Below are 18,638 nucleotides of genomic sequence, written 5' to 3'. Positions count from 1 at the left end.
TCTGCCTCTGCTTTCTCTTTAGCTGCTTTTTCGGCTGCTAAACGCTCTGCTTCGGCTTTCTCTTTCGCTGCTTTTTCTGCCGCTAAACGCTCTGCTTCCGCTTTTTCTTTTGCTGCTTTTTCGGCTGCTAAACGTTCCGCTTCCGCTTTCTCTTTCGCTGCTTTTTCTACTGCTAAACGCTCCGCTTCTGCTTTCTCTTTTGCTGCTTTTTCGGCTGCTAAACGTTCTGCCTCTGCTTTCTCTTTAGCTGCTTTTTCGGCTGCTAAACGCTCTGCTTCGGCTTTCTCTTTCGCTGCTTTTTCTTTAGCAGCCTTGTCCTTCGCTGCCTTCTCAGCTACGGCTTTATCGGCTTGTTGTTGAGTGGTTTGCGGTTTAGCATTCGGTTTTGTTGCATTGTTTGAGTTGCCACCGGAGCCGCCACTACCACAAGCCGTTAAACTCAATAAAATCAAACTTGCTAATGTTACTTTTTTGATAGACATAGAATGTTCCTTTTGTAAGATAAAAGATGATTTTTGTGTTTAAAACACATGCAGATTGTACAAAAAAAAAACAATTCGTCATCAAGTACTTTTTTCATTTTTTTAATGATTTTTTTATTAAATTCATCTCAAATTATTCTACAATGGTAGAGATAGTTATCCAGCTTAAATACAAGCGGTGATTTTTTCTCAATTTTTTACAAAAGGAGCTCATTATGTCTGAAATTTCAACTCTCGCCCCTCAACTGCTCTGGCAATGGTTTGATAAAGTGTGTGCTATTCCCCACCCCTCTTATCACGAAGAGGAATTGGCTGAATTTATTGTAAATTGGGCAAAATCGAAAAATTTCTTTGTAGAGCGTGATGAAGCTGGTAACGTGTTAATCCGTAAGCCTGCAACGGCAGGAATGGAAGATCGTGCCGTCATTGCCCTACAAGCTCATTTAGATATGGTGCCACAAGCCAATGCCGGCACAGTTCACGATTTCAAAAAAGACCCAATCCAGCCTTATATTGACGGTGAATGGGTGAAAGCGAAAGGTACAACACTTGGGGCTGATAACGGCATTGGTTTAGCTTCGTGCTTAGCGGTGTTAGATAGTGATGATTTAGCCCACCCAACCATTGAAGTGCTGCTCACAATGACGGAAGAAGCGGGAATGGAAGGGGCGATTGGTTTACGCCCGAACTGGCTGACTGCCGATATTATGATTAATACTGACACCGAAGAAAATGGTGAAATTTATATCGGCTGTGCCGGTGGCGAAAATGTGAATATAACGCTTCCTGTTTTCTTAGTGCCACATCAGCAAGATACGGCTCTTAGCTTTACGCTTAAAGGCTTACAAGGCGGGCATTCAGGTTGCGATATCCACACAACTCGAGCAAATGCGATTAAAGTTTTTGCTCGTATTTTGGAAGAAGCTTACAACGAAGTGGAATTTCAAATTTCCGCTGTTCAAGGTGGCTCTGTGCGTAACGCTATTCCACGTGAAGCTCACGCAACACTGATTGTTTCTGCAGAAAATAAGGAAAAATTGACCGCTTGTTTAACCCAAACTGCCGAGCAATTAAAAACAGAACTCAGAATTGCAGAGCCAAACTTCCAATTTTTCATTGAAGAAGCTGACGTGCCTGAACAAGCATTCGACCCGGCAAGTACCGCACGTGTAATTCACTTCATTAACGCTCTGCCAAATGGTGTGGTGCGTAATAGCGATGTTGTGGAAAATGTGGTGGAAACTTCATTAAGCATTGGCGTGCTGAGTACCAAAGAGAGCGATGTAAAAGCGACTATTCTCGCTCGTTCTTTAATTGAAGGGGGCAAAGCCGATATTCGCAGTAAAATTCGCTCATTAGCTACTCTTGTGGGAGCGGAGGTTGATTTTTCCGGCAATTATCCGGGCTGGGAACCAAATCCAGATTCAAAAATCACCCCATTAACCAAAGCGATTTATGATGATATTTTAGGTTATGAATCTCAAATTAAAGTTATTCACGCAGGTTTAGAATGCGGTTTAATCAATAAAATCTATCCTAATATGGATTTTGTGTCGATTGGACCAACTATTCTCAACGCCCACTCACCAGATGAAAAAGTGCATATTCCAGCGGTGGAAACGTATTGGAAGTTATTAACTCGTTTGCTCTCACAAGCACCGAGTAAATAAGTCTATAGGGTAAGTAAATATGCTTACCCTTAATTTTTTCCATATCCTTAACATTGCTTATGTTTTACAAACGTTTTACAATAAATATAAAAAGGGGAAGAAATTATGGCAAACTTGAATATTCGTATTGACGATAATGTTAAGCAACAAGCCTTTTTAGCTTTCGATAATTTGGGTATTAGCCCATCGGATGCTATCCGTACATTTTTAGCTTATGTGGCAGATACAGGTAAAATGCCGATTAAGCAAATTATTGTTTCAGATGAAGATGCCGAATTGTATAACATCGTGAAGAAAAGACTAAATGAACCAGAAAAAATCAAAAATACGACACTCGATGAGCTATTTTCATAAGGCGTTATTATGGTTTATTCTATTAAAGTTCACGAAGATTTTGTTGCAGAACTAAATAAACTTGATCCTACTATTAAGCAACAGCTACGTAAAAAACTAGATAAAGTCGTTGAAAATCCTCATATTCCCAAGAATCGCTTAAGTGGCGAACTGCATAATTGCTACAAAATCAAATTAAGAAAAGCAGGTGTTCGGCTTGTTTATCAGGTTAATGATGATGAAATCTATATTTTATTACTGACAGTTGGCAAACGTGAAGATAATGAAGTATATGATACAGCGTTAAAACGAGTGTAAAATCCGTTATAAAATTAACCGCTCTTGCTATACCAAATCTATTTTATATTACACAAAAGGCGAACTATCAGTTCGCCCTAAGTCTATTTATTCAACTTTATAAATATCTTCCCCATTTCGTCTGGTTTTAAGCAAACGTAAAATCCAAACATATTGCTCCGGGTTTTTCTTCACAAAATATTCAATCACTCGGTTCATTTCTCGGGCAGATTGAACAGGATCGCCTGAAAATTCAAGTGGTGGTAAAATTTCCATTTCATATTTTGCTTTTTCGGCATTATAGATTGAGAACATTGGAATCACTTCCGCGTTAGCTACCCTCGCCATTTTATTTAAACCGGGAAGAGTGGCTTTTTCAGTTGCGAAGAAATCTGCGTACACACTTAATTCTTCACCAAAATCTTCATCCGGAAGGAAATAACCGACATCGCCTTTGCGTACATCCGCTAAAAAGGCTTTAATACCATTTTGCCGAGTATGAATTCTTCCACCTAAACGCTCTCGGGTAATGTTCCATAGCCAATCGACTAACGCATTGCGGTGTGGATTGTACATTGAGGTCATCGGATAACCTAACGAGAACATTGCCACGCCCGCCATATCAATAGACCAAGTATGTGGCACAAGCATTATCACGTTTTTACCACTCTCTTTGGCTTTTACTACGTGTTCAAAGCCTGTAAATTCACAACGTTTTTGCAAATAAGCAACAGGGCGAATAGCCGTTTCACCAATCGCTAACATTGTTTGAGCCACTGTGATAAACATTTTTTCAACTACATCTTCCCGTTTTTGCTCACTCCACTGCGGAAAGCAATAGCGTAAGTTTACTTTTGCCCGATGATAGCCTTTTTTATTTTTCTTTTTGAGATATTTATAGGCAGTTCTTCCCACAAAAGCAGAAAATTTATCTCTTATTCCTGCCGGCACATACGCCAAAATCACAAGTCCCAATACGCCTAACCACACCACCCAATACTTTGGGTGGAGAAAAGACCATAGGAATTTGTGAGTGTAACCGTCTTGAGCGGTAATTCTTGTCATTCTGTATTCCTCAATATTATTGTTACTTTCTTTATCAACAGAGATGAATAACGCTAGATAAATTCCCCTCTTTAGCAAAGAGGGGTTAGGGGAGATTTGGCAGTAGTAATAACCGAAGTCAGATGGTAATCAGAATATCAATTTATCTATTAGGAGAACTTTATTATCTTATTTTCTCCGCAAAGATATTCTGTCAAATCTCCCCCTCCCCTCTTTTCTAAAGAGGGGTGTTAGATCTTCATAGAGTTACGCTAAAAGAAGGTAACAAAACCCTACCTCTTATCAATAATATTCTTCACCGCCAATATCACCCCAAGCCCAATAAAGGCTCCCGGCGGTAAAATCGCAAGTAACAATCCTGAATCAATATGTAATACATCAATATAGAGTGCTTTTGCCCAGTTGCCGAGTAATAAATCTAAACCGTAGAAAAGCGTTCCATTACCGATAATCTCACGCAATGCCCCCAGCACCACAAGGCTTAAGGTCATTCCTAGCCCCATTGAAAAACCATCAAAGGCGGAGAATTTTACTTCATTTTTCGAAGCATAGGCTTCTGCTCGCCCGATAACAATACAGTTGGTAACAATCAACGGAATAAAAATACCTAGCGATTGATACACAGGGAATGCAAAGGCATTCATTAGAAGCTGTACTGCCGTTACAACGGTTGCGATAATCATCACATAAACCGGAATGCGGATATCGTGCGGCGTGATTTTACGGAAAAGCGAAACGGTTACATTAGTAAAAATCAGCACAAACATTGTCGCTAAGCCTAAACCTAACGCATTGGTTACGCTGTTTGAAACCGCCAGCAACGGGCAAAGCCCTAATAATTGGACTAACGCACCGTTATTTTTCCATACACCATCGGTAAACAGATCTCGCCAAACAGCCACCTGTTTGGGCTCTATCTCAATATTGGTTACAGGGATTTGGTTTTCTCTTTCCATTTTATACCCTATTTACAATCTTTAAATTGGTCGATCATTTGCGGATTTTGTGCAAGCTCTGTGAGAGCCCATTTTGCACTTTGGCGGATATTATTCACTACTGCACGAGGCGTAATGGTCGCACCAGTGAATTGGTCAAATTGTCCGCCATCTTTTTTCACATTCCATTCTGCTTCATTTTCTAAGCTAAAATGTTTATTAGTGAAAGATAAAATCCAGTCTGACACACGAGTTTCAATTTTATCACCCAAGCCCGGCGTTTCTTTATGTTCTAGCGTGCGTACACCTAACAGATTACCGTTTGGCTCTATACCCATTAATAATACGATATTGCCTGAATAACCGTCCGGAGCTGTACTTTGAATTAAGTAAGCGGTCGTTTTTTCCGATTTTTTTGCAATATAAATGCGGTTCAGATAAGGAGCATTTTCAAGCTGAAGCAGTTTACAACTGCCTAATACATCATTGTCAAAAAGGCTTCTCGGCACAACTTCTTCTAATAATTTACGTTGCTGCATTGCCGTTACATCGTCAATTCTGCCTTTAGTAAGCAGATACACACCGGTGGAAACTGCGGTACTTAACAACGCAATCAAGCCTAAAATTAAGGCATATTTTAACGTGATTTTTGAGGTATTCATTATTTTCTATCCAATTTCGTACCGTAAAGTCTTGGTTGTGTATAGTGGTCGATTAAAGGTACGCAGATATTTGCCAATAATACGGAAAACGCAATTGCATCAGGATAATTGCCGTAATAGCGGATCACATAAAGCAAAACGCCGACCAACGCCCCGAAAATCAGTTTTCCTCTTGGGGTAATAGAAGCACTGACAGGATCAGTGGCAATAAAAAACGCCCCAAACATCATCGCACCACTGAATAAATGGCTGACAAAATGAAGATATGCTTGATCTGTTACCAACTCAGTTATACCACTTAAAACGATAAAGGCAGCAAGCATTGAAACAGGAATTTGCCAATGGATAATTCGCTTATAAATCAGCACAAGTCCACCTAATAAAAAGGCAATATTCAGTTGTAGCCAGCCTGTTGCAAATAATCCGTTAAAAATCGGCGTATTCATTACAGCATCGAAACCAGATTTGGCTAAGCTACTTTTCATACTGTCTAACGGTGTGGCTTGTGCGATGCCATCAACACTATTCACCAGTTGATGAAGACTAAAACCATCACTGGTTACTCCACTGAAAATTAATGAAATTGCATCACTAAATGTAGGTGGCTCATTTAACAAATCAATCGGCACAATCCAAGAAGTCATCTGTACAGGGAAAGAAACCAATAATAAGGCATAACCAATCATTGCAGGGTTAAACAGATTCTGCCCTAAGCCGCCATAGCTATGTTTTGCTAATAAAAGAGCGGCAATAATGCCAATGATGATGATCCAATAAGGAGCATAAGGAGGAATCGACATTGCTAAAATCAATGCGGTTAAAATGCCCGACATATCCGCTAAATAGAAAGCGGTCGTTTTTTTACGTAATTTTGCAACTCCAATTTCAATGATAATTGCTAAAACTACCGCAATCACAATTTGAATTAGCACCCCGAAACCGAAATAGTAAAGTTGAACCCCAAGTGCGGGCAACATCATCGCAATAACCCACAGCATAAAATTTGCTGTAAGATTGCTTGAATGGGTATGTGGGGAACTTACAATTTTGAACATTAATATAAGCCTTTTTATAAAAAATAAGAAAAGATCTAATTAAACCTTTGGCAAATTCAAATTAAACCGAATTGCTAATAAGCGGATAATAATAACGGTGAAAACAGTGGCAAGATAAACCCAATCACTTTCTAGCCCAAATGAATTTGCCATCACAAAAATCACACCACCAATCAAGCTTGCCGTTACATAAACTTCTTTTTGTAGCACAATCGGCACTTCATTGCGTAAAATATCTCGAATCACGCCGCCGAAACAACCGGTAACACCGCCCAGTGCCACACAAATTAATGGGTGAAGCCCAAAATCTAAGCCTTTTTGTACCCCAATCACCGTAAATACACCAAGCCCAATCGCATCAAATACCAACAAGCCTGTTTGCCAACTTTTGCGGGAAATTTGATTGCGGAAAATCGCCGTAATTACTACTGCCAAGCTAATCATCAGTACATAAATCGGCTGCTTCATCCAAAATACCGGAGTTGAGCCAATCATCATATCCCTCAATGTTCCACCACCTACGCCTGTTACAAACGCTAAAATAAACATTCCGAAAATATCCATTTTGTGCTGGCGAGCCGCAATTGCCCCTGAAATGGCAAACACGATTGTACCGATTAAATCCTGAATAAACAGGAACGACCAAGGCAGTGGTGGAATTAGCTCACTAAACATCTTTTTGCTCCTGTTCAGCTTGCTTACGAGCTTTGGCTCGAGCAATTGCAGCAGCTACAGCGGCTTTGCGTGGATCGGTTTCCACATTTTCTGTAGGTTCAGGCGAATTGCAATTCGCCCCTACAGTTGCAATATTTTCTGCTTTTTCAACCGCTTGTTGAGCTTCTTTTTTCGCTTTGGCTCTGGCAAGGGCGGCAGCAACCGCCGCTTTGCGTGGATCGGTTTCCACATTGTTTGTTGTTTCGGGCGAATTACTGTTCTCCACTACAGGATCTTTCTGAGCCTCTTTTTTCGCTTTGGCTCGAGCAAGTGCTGCGGCAACTGCAGCTTTGCGAGGGTCAGTTTCAGCATTATCTGTGGCTTCAGTTTCAGTGTTTACAATATTTTCTGCTTTTTCGACCGCTTGCTCTGCCTGTTTAGCTAAACGTCTGGCTTTGCGTTGTGCCATTAAATCGCTATTATCAGGCTCACCGTTAGATTTTACTTGCACTTCTACCAATGTTTCTTGAGTGGTTTCAGCTGCTTTTTTCGCTTTCAAGCGTTCAAGAGCTGCTTTTACAGGATCAACGCCACCTGCATTTGCCACTTCTTCACGGCGTTTTTCAGCCGCTTGGGTAATTCGAGCCGTTCTTGCATCTCGTTCTTTTTGTAAACGGGCTTCTCTTGCTTCAAAACGGATTTTAGCTTCTTCCGCCTTGCGAGCTTTTTCTTCAATTTCATTGATTTTCGCTTTTTCTTGGCGGAAATACTGAATAAGTGGAATATAGCTTGGGCAAACATAGGCACAAACGCCACACTCAATACAAGCATCCAAATTGTACTCTTTAGATTTGTCGTGATCTTCAGCTCTGGCAAACCAATAAAGCTGCTGTGGTAATAACCCCACAGGGCAAGCATCAGAGCAGCTTGAGCAGCGAATGCAACTACGTTCAGGCTCCGGTGGTGCGTATTCAAAATGATCAGGAGCAATCAAGCAATTTACGGTTTTGGTTACAGGAGCTTGCAATGAAGGCAAAATAAAGCCCATCATTGGTCCGCCCATAAACACAGGAAAACGCTTGTCGGCTTGGTAGTCCACTTGTTCTAACAAATGCTGAATTGGTGTACCGAGCCTTGCCCACACATTGCCTTTGTTGCGGATTTTGTCGCCAGTCAGAGTAACCACTCGCTCAATTAACGGCTCGTCATCAATAATCGCACGTTTAACGGCATACGCTGTGCCGACATTGTGCATTACAATACCCATTTGAATCGTGCGTTGCCCTGCCGGAATTTCAAGCCCTGTCAAAACTTGGATTAGCTGATCAGATGCCCCGGACGGATATTTAGTCGGAATGGCTCGCACAAACATATCATTTGAACCTTTCAAGGCTTCTTCTAGTGCTTTAATGGCGTGCGGTTTGTTGTCCTCAATCGCAATTACCACTTCTTCGGGGCGAAGCACATAACGCAAGATCCGAATTCCTTCAATCAGATCTTGCGTACAATCTTGCATTAAGCGGTCATCACAAGTGATGTAAGGTTCACATTCCGCCCCGTTAATCACAAGCAATTTACAGCGTTTATCCGCAAAGCTTAATTTTGTTGCAGTTGGGAATACCGCACCGCCTAAACCTGCAATACCATATTGGTAAACTTTTTGGATAATTTGATCGCTTGTAAGACTTAGGAAATCCTCTATCGGCTGGCGTTCTACCCACTCATCTTTGCCATCGGTTTCGATGATAATCGTCATTTCAGGTAAGCCCGAAGCGTGGGTGGAAACATAAGGCTCAATGCCAATCACTCGTCCTGATGTTGGGCTATGTACCGGAAGCTGACGGTAGTTATCACCTTTAGTGAGCGGTTGCCCTTTTAGCACCAAATCGCCCACTTTTACTAATAGTTCTCCCGCCCAACCGGAATGCTGAACCAGCGGCACATAGAAAAAGCGAGGTAAATTGAGGGTTCGAATCGGCTTACTATTAGATTGATCTTTATTTTCCATCGGGTGAATACCACCCGGGAAATCCCATAACTTGCCGCTTTCTTTGTTTTGGCGGATACGCTCAATCACTAAGTTAGGATTGCTCATTCTTCCCTCCGCCTGTTACCAATTTTTTCTGTAATTCTGTTGTATTTACCACAGGAATAATTAAATTTTGGTCAAATTTCCAATTCCACGAGTTCGTGGTTTGTTTAACCGGGATCATTTCAATACAGTTAGTTGGGCAAGGGGCAACACAAAGCTCGCAACCTGTACAGAGATCAGGAATGATCGTGTGCATTGCTTTGTTCGTACCGATAATGGCATCAACAGGACAAGCCTGAATACATTTAGTACAACCAATGCAAAGATCTTCAATCACAAAAGCTACTTTGACTTCGGGCTCTTCCATTCCCTCCATTGGCGGTACTTCAACCCCTAATAGCTCGGCAAGATTAACCACCAAAGGTCGTCCACCCGGTACACATTTTGTAATGACATCACCATTAGCAATCGCTTCTGCGTAAGGTTTACAACCCGGATAACCGCATTGCCCGCATTGGCTCTGCGGTAATAAAGCATCAATTTGTTCAACAATCGGATCGGCTTCAACTTTTAGTTTAATTGAGGAATAGCCCAAAATCGCCCCGAAAATCAGTGCGATAAAAGCGATAGCGATAAGAATATAAGCAATAATTGGTAAATCAAGCATTAGAGTTTCACCAATCCTGTAAAGCCCATAAAGGCAAGCGACATCAAGCCTGCGGTAATTAAGGCGATAGATGCTCCTTGGAATGGACGAGGCACATCAGCAGCAGCTAAACGTTCACGCAGAGCGGCAAATAATACCAAAACAAGCGAGAACCCAGCTGCGGCACCGAAACCATAAAGTACGGATTCCACTAGGTTATTAGATAAATTCACGTTTAATAACGCCACCCCAAGCACCGCACAGTTAGTAGTAATCAGCGGTAAGTAGATGCCTAATAAGCGATAAAGAGTCGGGCTGGTTTTATGGACGATCATTTCTGTTAGCTGAACAATCACCGCAATCACCAAAATAAACACCAAGGTTCTTAAAAACTCGGCATTGAGCGGCTCAAGCAGGTAAGTTTCCACCAAATAGGCAGAGAGCGAGGCAACCGTCAAAACGAAAGTGGTGGCAAGCCCCATTCCGATTGCGGTTTCTACCTTTTTCGACACCCCCATAAACGGACAAAGCCCTAGAAATTTCACCAGAACAAAGTTGTTGATTAGGGCGGTGCTGATGACTAACAGAATATAATCGACCATAACATCCACAAAATTAAACATACAAGCGGTCAAAAACGCATTTTATTTTGCAAAAAACAGAGAAAACCTGACCGCTTGTTAAAGTAGCTCATTAAAATAAACGTGATATTATCCCCTGTTTTTACTTCATTCACAATAAAAAATCAGAGGTACTTTTTTAAGCGAAAAACCACCCTATATTTCAAGCTAAAATTCAAGTAAAATAAGGCGAATTTTTTTGTGAGGAATACGAACAATGTCAAGTCAATTTGTTTATACGATGCACCGAGTCGGCAAAGTTGTGCCACCGAAGCGTCATATTCTTAAAGATATTTCTTTAAGCTTCTTCCCGGGTGCAAAAATCGGGGTTTTAGGTTTAAACGGTGCGGGTAAATCCACTTTATTACGCATTATGGCAGGTGTGGATAAAGAGTTCGAAGGTGAAGCTCGCCCACAACCGGGTATTAAAATCGGTTATTTACCGCAAGAGCCAAAACTCGATCCACAACAAACCGTGCGTGAAGCGGTTGAAGAAGCGGTTTCAGAAGTGAAAAATGCATTAACTCAATTAGATGAAGTTTATGCAATGTATGCAGACGAGAATGCCGATTTCGACAAGTTGGCAGCGAAACAAGCGGAACTTGAGGCGATTATCCAAGCCCACGATGGTCATAACTTAGATAACCAATTAGAACGTGCGGCAGACGCATTACGCTTGCCGGACTGGGACTCTAAAATCGAGCATTTATCAGGTGGTGAACGTCGCCGTGTGGCACTTTGCCGTCTGTTGCTCGAAAAACCAGATATGTTGTTGTTAGACGAACCGACCAACCACTTGGATGCAGAGTCTGTGGCATGGTTAGAACGTTTCTTACACGATTACGAAGGTACTGTTGTGGCAATTACCCACGATCGTTACTTCTTAGATAACGTTGCCGGCTGGATCTTAGAGCTTGACCGTGGTGAAGGTATCCCTTGGGAAGGCAACTACTCTTCTTGGTTAGAGCAAAAAGAGAAACGCTTGGCACAAGAGCAAGCAGCGGAATCGGCTCGTCAAAAATCAATTGAGAAAGAGTTGGAGTGGGTGCGCCAAAATCCAAAAGGTCGCCAAGCGAAAAGCAAGGCACGTATGGCTCGCTTTGACGAACTTAACAGCGGCGAATATCAAAAACGTAACGAAACCAACGAACTCTTTATTCCACCTGGTCCACGTTTAGGTGATAAAGTAATTGAGGTGAAAAATTTAACCAAATCTTACGGCGAACGTACTTTAATTGATGATCTCTCATTCAGCATTCCGAAAGGGGCGATTGTTGGTATTATCGGGGCAAACGGTGCAGGTAAATCCACACTATTCCGTATGCTTTCAGGGCAAGAGCAACCAGACAACGGTTCAATCGTGATGGGCGAAACCGTAGTATTAGCATCTGTAGATCAGTTCCGTGATGCAATGGACGATAAGAAAACCGTGTGGGAAGAAGTATCAAACGGACAAGATATTTTAACCATCGGCAACTTTGAGATCCCAAGCCGTGCTTACGTTGGACGTTTCAACTTCAAAGGCGTGGATCAGCAAAAACGTGTCGGCGAATTATCAGGCGGTGAACGTGGTCGTTTACACTTAGCGAAACTTCTACAACGTGGCGGTAACGTGTTGTTACTGGACGAACCGACCAACGATCTTGACGTGGAAACTCTGCGTGCGTTGGAAAATGCGATCTTAGAATTCCCGGGCTGTGCAATGGTTATCTCGCACGACCGCTGGTTCTTAGACCGTATCGCCACCCACATTTTAGATTACGGCGATGAAGGTAAAGTAACCTTCTACGAAGGTAACTTCTCCGACTACGAAGAGTGGAAGAAGAAAACCTTTGGTGAAGCTGCTACTCAGCCGCATCGTGTGAAATACAAACGAATTGCGAAATAAAGCGTAATAAACTAAAAAAGCTCAAATCTGCCATCAGATTTGAGCTTTTTCATATCTCTATGTATAAAAATAGAATTTATTTTTTACACGGAGAAACCGCTTCAATAATAGAAATGCCCATAAAGGTCGCATTTTCACATACAGGACCTGAACCATCGTGTCCACGCACACCTGTACAAGCGGCTAATGTTGCAACAACAGATACAACTGCAAAAATTTTCATTATATTTTTCATATTTTGTCTCCTTTAAAATTAAAGCTTTTATATTATATTAAAAATCATCTTTTAACGAAAGCAATTTAACCACATTCAATGTATGGTTTTTGTGCATTTAATCTACTTTTAAAACTCAAAGTAAAAATTTCTCTACAAGCGGTTCAATTTTGGTAAAATTTTACAAGATCAAATTATAGAAAGGGAAAATATGACAGAAGAAAAAATTATTCGCCAAGTGGTTCTGGATACTGAAACCACAGGAATGAATATGGCAGGTGGACCGCCACAAATTGGGCATAATATTATCGAAATCGGAGCGGTTGAAGTGATTAACCGCCGTTTGACCGGGCGAACTTACCACGTTTATATCAAGCCACCACGTGAAGTCGATGAAGAAGCGATTGCAGTTCACGGAATTACCAATGAATTTTTGCAGGATAAACCTGTTTTTGCTGACATCGCCGATGAGTTTTTAGATTTCATCAAAGGAGCTGAGCTGATTATTCATAATGCCCCCTTCGACGTGGCGTTTATGGATCAGGAATTTTCTTATCTGCCTAATCCTCCGGCTAAAACATCTGAAATGTGTACAGTTACCGATAGCCTACAAATGGCACGTAAGATGTATCCGGGTAAGCGAAATAATTTAGATGCTTTGTGCGACCGTTTAGGCATTGATAACAGCAAGCGTGTACTTCACGGAGCTTTGCTGGATGCGGAGATCCTAGCCGATGTTTTCTTGATGATGACCGGCGGGCAAATTTCATTATTAGGCGAAGAAGAAGTAGAAACGACATCGGCTGTTGTCGATAGTGAAGAAGAATTTTCAGCAATTACACTAAATGCAGATGACGCTATTATTCTTAAAGCCAATACTGAAGAGGAAGAATCGCATTTGGCATTATTAAAGCTGATTGAAAAGAAATCGAAAGGAAATTGTCTTTGGACAAAAACAATGACTGAAGAAGCAGAAATCTTAAATTAATTCAAAAAATAAACCCAGCACTAGGCTGGGTCTATTTTTATCTTTATTACTGATTACTCAGCAACAACGTTTACTGCTACAGTTGCATTCACTTCAGGGTGTAAGTGAATTTTAACTTGGTGTTCGCCTGTTGTACGAAGTGGACCTTCGCCTAAACGAACTTCAGATTTAGCAACTTCAACGCCTGCTGCAGTTAATGCTTCAGCGATGTCTTTTGCAGAGATAGAACCGAATAAACGACCATCATCACCTGCTGTTGCAGATACTGATACAGCTGCAATTTCAGCAATTTTAGCTGCACGAGCTTGTGCTGCATTTAATGCATCAGCTGCTTTCGCTTCTAATTCTGCACGACGAGCTTCGAAGTGAGCAATGTTAGCTGCTGTTGCCATAACTGCTTTACCTTGTGGGATTAAGAAGTTACGCGCAAAACCAGATTTAACTGTTACTTGGTCGCCCACAGAACCTAAGTGAGCAACTTTGTCTAATAAAATAACTTGCATTGTACTCTCTCCTGATTATTGGTGGTTATCAGTATATGGAAGTAACGCAAGGTAGCGAGCGCGTTTGATTGCACGAGCTAATTGACGTTGATACTTCGCACGAGTACCAGTAATACGGCTAGGAACAATCTTGCCGCTTTCAGAAATGTAGTTCTTTAATGTAGCGATATCTTTGTAATCGATTTCAACAACATTTTCCGCTGTGAAACGGCAGAACTTACGACGACGGAAATAACGTGCCATTTGGCTTCTCCTGATCTATAAATTCAATTTGTTCGGTGTGTAAAACTAATTGGTTTAAACCGTTGTAGTCTTTGTGAGTATGGATAAAACCTTTGATTCTCACATTTTCACCGAGCTTGATTTGTTGGGTTAAATAACTAAATTGATTGCCTGCTAAAATCACTTGGATTTTACACCACGCCTGACGTTCTAAATTCACTTCAATTTGATTTGAACGATGTTCCAACCAAAAACTGTAATGTGGAACTCCTAGCGGGCTTAGGCTCTGTTTAACTAAGCTGGCAACTTTGCCACTTAAAATTAAACAATTTTCAACAGACAAATTATTCGCCTGCTTCTTCTACTTCAACTTCTGCTGCTTCAACAGGTTTACGCTCTTCACGTGCTTTTAACATTGGAGACGCTTCTGTTACCGCCGCTTTAGTGTGAACGATTAAGTTACGAAGAACCGCATCGTTGTAGCGGAAGTTAGTTTCTAACTCATCGATTACGCTTTGTGGCGCTTCTACATTCATTAACACATAGTGTGCTTTGTGAAGTTTGTTGATTGGGTATGCTAATTGACGACGACCCCAATCTTCTAAGCGATGAACTTGACCGCCAGCTTCTTTAACAGATGCTGTGTAACGCTCAATCATTGCCGGTACTTGTTCGCTTTGGTCCGGGTGAACCATAAAAACGATTTCGTAGTGACGCATTGACTATCCTTACGGGTTAGCAGCCTCCAACTTTAGCCAGTCACCAACTTGTGGAAGCAAGGATTAAAAAACGGATGTGACTGAACAGCGGAATTATACGGAAAAAAGCCTATTTTGCAAGCAACAATTCATCTTTTTGCAAAAAATTGAGTAAAAACGACCGCTTGTCATCAAACAAATAAATAAAGTACAATACGCAAACGTTTGCTTTTTTATTTTATCAAGGAATTATATGAACATTTTAATTATCGGCAACGGTGGGCGTGAGCACGCTCTTGCGTGGAAAGTCCGCCAATCTCCATTAGCAGACAAGGTTTTTGTTGCTCCGGGTAATGCAGGAACTGCAACCGAAAACGGTATTGAAAATGTAGCAATTTCCGGCACGGATTTACCTAATCTTGTTGCCTTTGCCAAAGAACAGGAGATCGGCTTAACTATCGTTGGTCCTGAAGCTCCGCTCGTTGCCGGTGTGGTTGATGCTTTCCGTGCCAATGGTTTAAAAATTTTTGGTCCAACCCAAGCTGCTGCACAGTTAGAAGGCTCAAAAGCCTTTACTAAAGATTTCTTGGCTCGCCATAATATTCCGACTGCTGAATACCACAACTTCACCGAAGTTGAACCGGCACTTGCCTACTTAAAAGAAAAAGGTGCTCCGATTGTGATTAAAGCGGACGGTTTAGCCGCAGGCAAAGGCGTAATTGTGGCAATGACCTTACAAGAAGCCGAAGATGCTGTGCGTGATATGCTTTCAGGTAACGCCTTTGGGGAAGCCGGCAGCCGTGTGGTAATCGAAGAATTTTTAGACGGCGAAGAAGCGAGCTTTATCGTGATGGTGGACGGCAAAAATGTGGAGCCGATGGCAACCTCGCAAGACCACAAACGTGTGGGTGAAGGCGATAAAGGTTTAAACACCGGCGGAATGGGGGCTTATTCACCGGCTCCGGTTGTAACCGCTGAAATTCACAACCGTGTGATGGAAGAAATCATCTACCCAACCGTGCGTGGAATGGCGAGTGAAAATAATCCATACACCGGCTTTTTATACGCAGGTTTGATGATTATGCCAAACGGTCAGCCGAAAGTGATTGAATTTAACTGCCGCTTTGGTGATCCTGAAACGCAGCCGATTATGATGCGTTTGGAATCAGACTTAGTCGAACTCTGCTTAAAAGCCTGTGAAGAAAAATTAGATACAATCAAATCAAAATGGTGTGAACAAGCTGCTCTTGGTATCGTGCTTGCCGCTGAAGGTTACCCAGGTGATTACCGCAAAGGTGATGAAATCACTGGGATTCCAACCGCTACTCCAAATCAAAAAGTGTTCCTTGCCGGTGTGGAACAAAAAGAGGGTAAATTACTCACCAACGGCGGGCGTGTGCTTTGTGCCACAGCCCTCGGTAACAGCGTGTTTGAAGCCCAACAAAAAGCTTTAAAACTTGCCGAACAAATCCAATGGACAGGCAGATTCTATCGCAAAGATATTGGTTATCGAGCTGTTGCAAGAGAAGAAGGTAAATAAGCTTAAATGTATAGTTAATAAAGGCATACCAAATATTGTATGCCTTTATTTTTACAGTTATTATTGCTGCTTATTTTATAAGCTAAATAATAAAAACTAAGGAAATTATGACAACTACAATCAACCCTTATTTTTACGATCCGAATATTCAAGAATATGCCAATCCGAGTGCATTTGAGAAAATCGAGCAAATTTTAAATGCACCTTTAGATTTGCAAAAAAATCCGAAAATCTTACCGCTTGTAAAAGTGATTAAAGAGAAACAAGCGGTTGAAATTCCACTTTTTTTTGCAAATGACGATAAAGCACGATGGATAATCACTCTTGAAAATGGCGAACAATTAACTGGCGAAATTGAAAAAAGTGAAGAGGCAGTTTTAACCCTGCCAAAAGATCTCCCTTTGGGCTATCACACACTCTTGCTTAAAACAGAGGAGACAGAGGAAAACTGTTCTCTAATAGTTACCCCTGAAAAAGCCTTTCAGCCTACCCTATTACAACAACAGAAAAAATTATGGGGTGCATTTTTACAGCTTTATACGTTACGTTCAGCACAAAACTGGGGCGTGGGTGATTTTGGTGATTTGAAGCAATTTCTTGCAAAGATTGCTGAATATGGTGCAGATTTTGTCGGTCTAAACCCAATTCACGCTCTATTTCCAGCCAACCCTGAAGGGGCAAGCCCTTACAGTCCGTCATCTCGCTTGTGGCAAAATATTATCTATATTGATATCAATGCAGTTGAGGCATTCAAACAATCGAAAAAAGCCCAAGAATGGTTTAACGCTACAGATATTCAGCAACAACTTGCTGAATTAAGGGCTAGAGATTACGTGGATTACAGCACAGTAACCAAACTGAAATTAACCGCATTACGTTTTGCCTTTGAGCAATTCTCAACCGAAAACCAAGCCGAATTTAACGATTTTTTTGAACAATCGGGAGAATCGTTAAAAATTCAAGCAACCTTTGATGCTTTACACCAACACTTTTCTGAGCAACTTGGTCTGCACGGTGGTTGGCAGGATTGGACAGAAGAATATCAAAATTACCAATCGCCTAAGGTTGCAGAATTTCAGCAAACTCAAGCCCAACTTATCCGTTTTTATATGTGGTTACAATTTATTGCTATTCAGCAACTTTCAGAATGTGATCATTTTGCTAAATCATTAAATATGCCGATTGGGTTCTACCGTGATTTAGCGGTAGGTGTAACTAATAATGGAGCGGAAACTTGGGCAGATAAAGCATTATTTGTGCAAGAGGCTTCTATCGGAGCACCGCCTGATATGCTTGCCCCAAATGGACAGGGCTGGGGGCTTTCACCAATGCACCCACATATTTTAGCAACCCGAGGCTATCAACCTTTCATTGAGTTGGTGCGAGCCAATATGAAACATTGTGGTGCATTACGCATCGATCATATTCTTGGTTTTGCCCGTATGTGGTGGGTAGCAACTGGTGAATCAGCTAAAGAGGGGATTTATGTTCGCTATCCGTTAGACGATCTGCTTTCCATTTTGGCGTTAGAAAGCCAACGCCATCAATGTTTAATTATTGCTGAAGCTCTTGGTACTGTGCCAGAAGGGATTTTAGAATCTCTGGAAGAAAAAGGCATTTTAGCCTACAACATTTTCTATTTTGAAAAAGCAGAAAATAGCTATAAGTCGCTGGAAGATTACCCTTACCAAGCAATGACAACGCTTAGTACTCACGATTTACCGACAATTCAAGGCTATTGGAAAGGCTATGACTTTGAGTTAGGCGAAAAATTTGACACTTACCCAAGTAAAGCGGTATTACGCAAGCTAAAAGAAGAGCGATCTTATGACCGTTTGAATATCCGCACAGCAGTGGAAAAGGTAATGGAACTGGAGCCAAATGAAGTGGGCATAACCGTGAAATTCACCCACCAATTACAACGCTATGTAGCACACACCAACAGTGCATTATTTGGTACACAACCTGAAGATTGGTTGAATATGCTAGAGCCTGTGAACATTCCGGGAACAAGCACAGAATACCCGAACTGGCGAAGAAAATTATCAGCCACGACGGAGCAGATTTTTGCAAATCCGGATATCCAAAAATTGCTTACGGACATCAACACCATTCGCAAGAAATAATGTAACAA

20 protein-coding genes and 1 pseudogene are annotated in these 18,638 nt (G+C 41.4%); 7 read left to right on the top strand and 14 right to left on the bottom strand.

Annotated features, from left to right (window positions below; all coding sequences use genetic code 11):
• Positions 1-482: pseudogene (locus tag ACJHV0_RS01460) on the bottom strand (factor H binding protein domain-containing protein); the annotation flags it as partial.
• Positions 483-697: 215 nt separating this feature from the next.
• Here ACJHV0_RS01460 and ACJHV0_RS01455 point away from each other — a divergent pair.
• The 3 genes from ACJHV0_RS01455 to ACJHV0_RS01445 all read left to right on the top strand — a co-directional run bounded on the left by ACJHV0_RS01455 (position 698) and on the right by ACJHV0_RS01445 (position 2,803).
• On the top strand, positions 698-2,152 hold the full coding sequence (locus ACJHV0_RS01455) for an aminoacyl-histidine dipeptidase (protein WP_483133172.1): 1,455 nt from the start codon (positions 698-700) through the stop codon (positions 2,150-2,152).
• Positions 2,153-2,257: 105 nt separating this feature from the next.
• Complete coding sequence (locus tag ACJHV0_RS01450; protein ID WP_334248376.1) at positions 2,258-2,506, top strand: type II toxin-antitoxin system RelB/DinJ family antitoxin; 249 nt, start codon at positions 2,258-2,260, stop codon at positions 2,504-2,506.
• A 9-nt stretch (positions 2,507-2,515) separates the two neighbouring features.
• Entirely contained in the window at positions 2,516-2,803 is a 288-nt protein-coding gene (locus ACJHV0_RS01445; RefSeq protein WP_334248377.1) for a type II toxin-antitoxin system RelE family toxin, read from the top strand.
• 87 nt (positions 2,804-2,890) lie between these two features.
• Here the strand turns inward: ACJHV0_RS01445 and lpxM are convergent, their stop codons facing one another.
• The 8 genes from lpxM to rsxA all read right to left on the bottom strand — a co-directional run bounded on the left by lpxM (position 2,891) and on the right by rsxA (position 10,433).
• Positions 2,891-3,847, bottom strand: a complete 957-nt coding sequence (gene lpxM, locus ACJHV0_RS01440) for a lauroyl-Kdo(2)-lipid IV(A) myristoyltransferase (RefSeq protein WP_483133171.1) — start codon at positions 3,845-3,847, stop codon at positions 2,891-2,893.
• A 272-nt stretch (positions 3,848-4,119) separates the two neighbouring features.
• On the bottom strand, positions 4,120-4,803 hold the full coding sequence (locus tag ACJHV0_RS01435; RefSeq protein ID WP_463626238.1) for an electron transport complex subunit E: 684 nt from the start codon (positions 4,801-4,803) through the stop codon (positions 4,120-4,122).
• 8 nt (positions 4,804-4,811) lie between these two features.
• A complete protein-coding gene (gene rsxG, locus ACJHV0_RS01430) occupies positions 4,812-5,444 on the bottom strand; it encodes an electron transport complex subunit RsxG (RefSeq protein ID WP_025236523.1) in 633 nt (210 codons plus the stop codon).
• Positions 5,444-6,499 (bottom strand): electron transport complex subunit RsxD, encoded by a 1,056-nt coding sequence (gene rsxD / locus ACJHV0_RS01425; RefSeq protein WP_025236524.1) that lies wholly within the window; start codon positions 6,497-6,499, stop codon positions 5,444-5,446. Before rsxD ends, rsxG begins: the two co-directional genes overlap by 1 nt.
• Before the next feature lie 39 nt (positions 6,500-6,538).
• Positions 6,539-7,174 (bottom strand): trimeric intracellular cation channel family protein, encoded by a 636-nt coding sequence (locus ACJHV0_RS01420; protein ID WP_025236525.1) that lies wholly within the window; start codon positions 7,172-7,174, stop codon positions 6,539-6,541.
• Positions 7,167-9,248: an electron transport complex subunit RsxC gene (rsxC, locus tag ACJHV0_RS01415; protein WP_483133170.1), complete on the bottom strand. Its 2,082-nt coding sequence runs from the start codon at positions 9,246-9,248 to the stop codon at positions 7,167-7,169. The genes ACJHV0_RS01420 and rsxC overlap by 8 nt, the downstream gene beginning before the upstream one ends.
• Positions 9,235-9,852, bottom strand: coding sequence for an electron transport complex subunit RsxB (rsxB, locus tag ACJHV0_RS01410; RefSeq protein ID WP_025236527.1), 618 nt, complete (start codon positions 9,850-9,852; stop codon positions 9,235-9,237). Before rsxB ends, rsxC begins: the two co-directional genes overlap by 14 nt.
• A complete protein-coding gene (gene rsxA, locus ACJHV0_RS01405) occupies positions 9,852-10,433 on the bottom strand; it encodes an electron transport complex subunit RsxA (RefSeq protein WP_025236528.1) in 582 nt (193 codons plus the stop codon). The genes rsxB and rsxA overlap by 1 nt, the downstream gene beginning before the upstream one ends.
• A gap of 235 nt (positions 10,434-10,668) precedes the next feature.
• On the opposite strand from rsxA, the gene ettA reads away from it, so the two are divergent.
• The gene (ettA, locus tag ACJHV0_RS01400; protein WP_483133169.1) at positions 10,669-12,339 is read left to right on the top strand and encodes an energy-dependent translational throttle protein EttA; all 1,671 of its coding nucleotides are present in this window, start codon (positions 10,669-10,671) and stop codon (positions 12,337-12,339) included.
• A gap of 76 nt (positions 12,340-12,415) precedes the next feature.
• On the opposite strand, the gene ACJHV0_RS01395 is transcribed toward ettA, so the two are convergent.
• Positions 12,416-12,574 (bottom strand): hypothetical protein, encoded by a 159-nt coding sequence (locus ACJHV0_RS01395; RefSeq protein ID WP_155930789.1) that lies wholly within the window; start codon positions 12,572-12,574, stop codon positions 12,416-12,418.
• A gap of 190 nt (positions 12,575-12,764) precedes the next feature.
• Between ACJHV0_RS01395 and dnaQ the strand changes: the two genes are divergently transcribed.
• Entirely contained in the window at positions 12,765-13,541 is a 777-nt protein-coding gene (gene dnaQ, locus ACJHV0_RS01390; RefSeq protein ID WP_334228852.1) for a DNA polymerase III subunit epsilon, read from the top strand.
• A 53-nt stretch (positions 13,542-13,594) separates the two neighbouring features.
• Here the strand turns inward: dnaQ and rplI are convergent, their stop codons facing one another.
• The 4 genes from rplI to rpsF are packed head-to-tail and all read right to left on the bottom strand — an operon-like array spanning position 13,595 to position 14,985.
• Positions 13,595-14,044: a 50S ribosomal protein L9 gene (rplI, locus tag ACJHV0_RS01385; RefSeq protein ID WP_283386286.1), complete on the bottom strand. Its 450-nt coding sequence runs from the start codon at positions 14,042-14,044 to the stop codon at positions 13,595-13,597.
• A 15-nt stretch (positions 14,045-14,059) separates the two neighbouring features.
• A complete protein-coding gene (gene rpsR / locus ACJHV0_RS01380) occupies positions 14,060-14,287 on the bottom strand; it encodes a 30S ribosomal protein S18 (RefSeq protein ID WP_005598105.1) in 228 nt (75 codons plus the stop codon).
• On the bottom strand, positions 14,262-14,609 hold the full coding sequence (priB, locus tag ACJHV0_RS01375) for a primosomal replication protein N (protein ID WP_334228851.1): 348 nt from the start codon (positions 14,607-14,609) through the stop codon (positions 14,262-14,264). The genes rpsR and priB overlap by 26 nt, the downstream gene beginning before the upstream one ends.
• Position 14,610: 1 nt before the next feature.
• Positions 14,611-14,985, bottom strand: a complete 375-nt coding sequence (rpsF, locus tag ACJHV0_RS01370; protein WP_025236533.1) for a 30S ribosomal protein S6 — start codon at positions 14,983-14,985, stop codon at positions 14,611-14,613.
• A gap of 232 nt (positions 14,986-15,217) precedes the next feature.
• On the opposite strand from rpsF, the gene purD reads away from it, so the two are divergent.
• Both purD and malQ read left to right on the top strand, forming a co-directional pair.
• On the top strand, positions 15,218-16,504 hold the full coding sequence (gene purD, locus ACJHV0_RS01365) for a phosphoribosylamine--glycine ligase (protein WP_483133168.1): 1,287 nt from the start codon (positions 15,218-15,220) through the stop codon (positions 16,502-16,504).
• 107 nt (positions 16,505-16,611) lie between these two features.
• The gene (gene malQ, locus ACJHV0_RS01360) at positions 16,612-18,630 is read left to right on the top strand and encodes a 4-alpha-glucanotransferase (RefSeq protein WP_483133167.1); all 2,019 of its coding nucleotides are present in this window, start codon (positions 16,612-16,614) and stop codon (positions 18,628-18,630) included.
• Positions 18,631-18,638: the final 8 nt, after the last annotated feature.

This window comes from Mannheimia sp. (assembly GCF_056854775.1).
The sequence above is the reverse complement of the archived record's forward strand: the minus strand, read 5'-3'. Positions and strand labels throughout refer to the sequence as shown.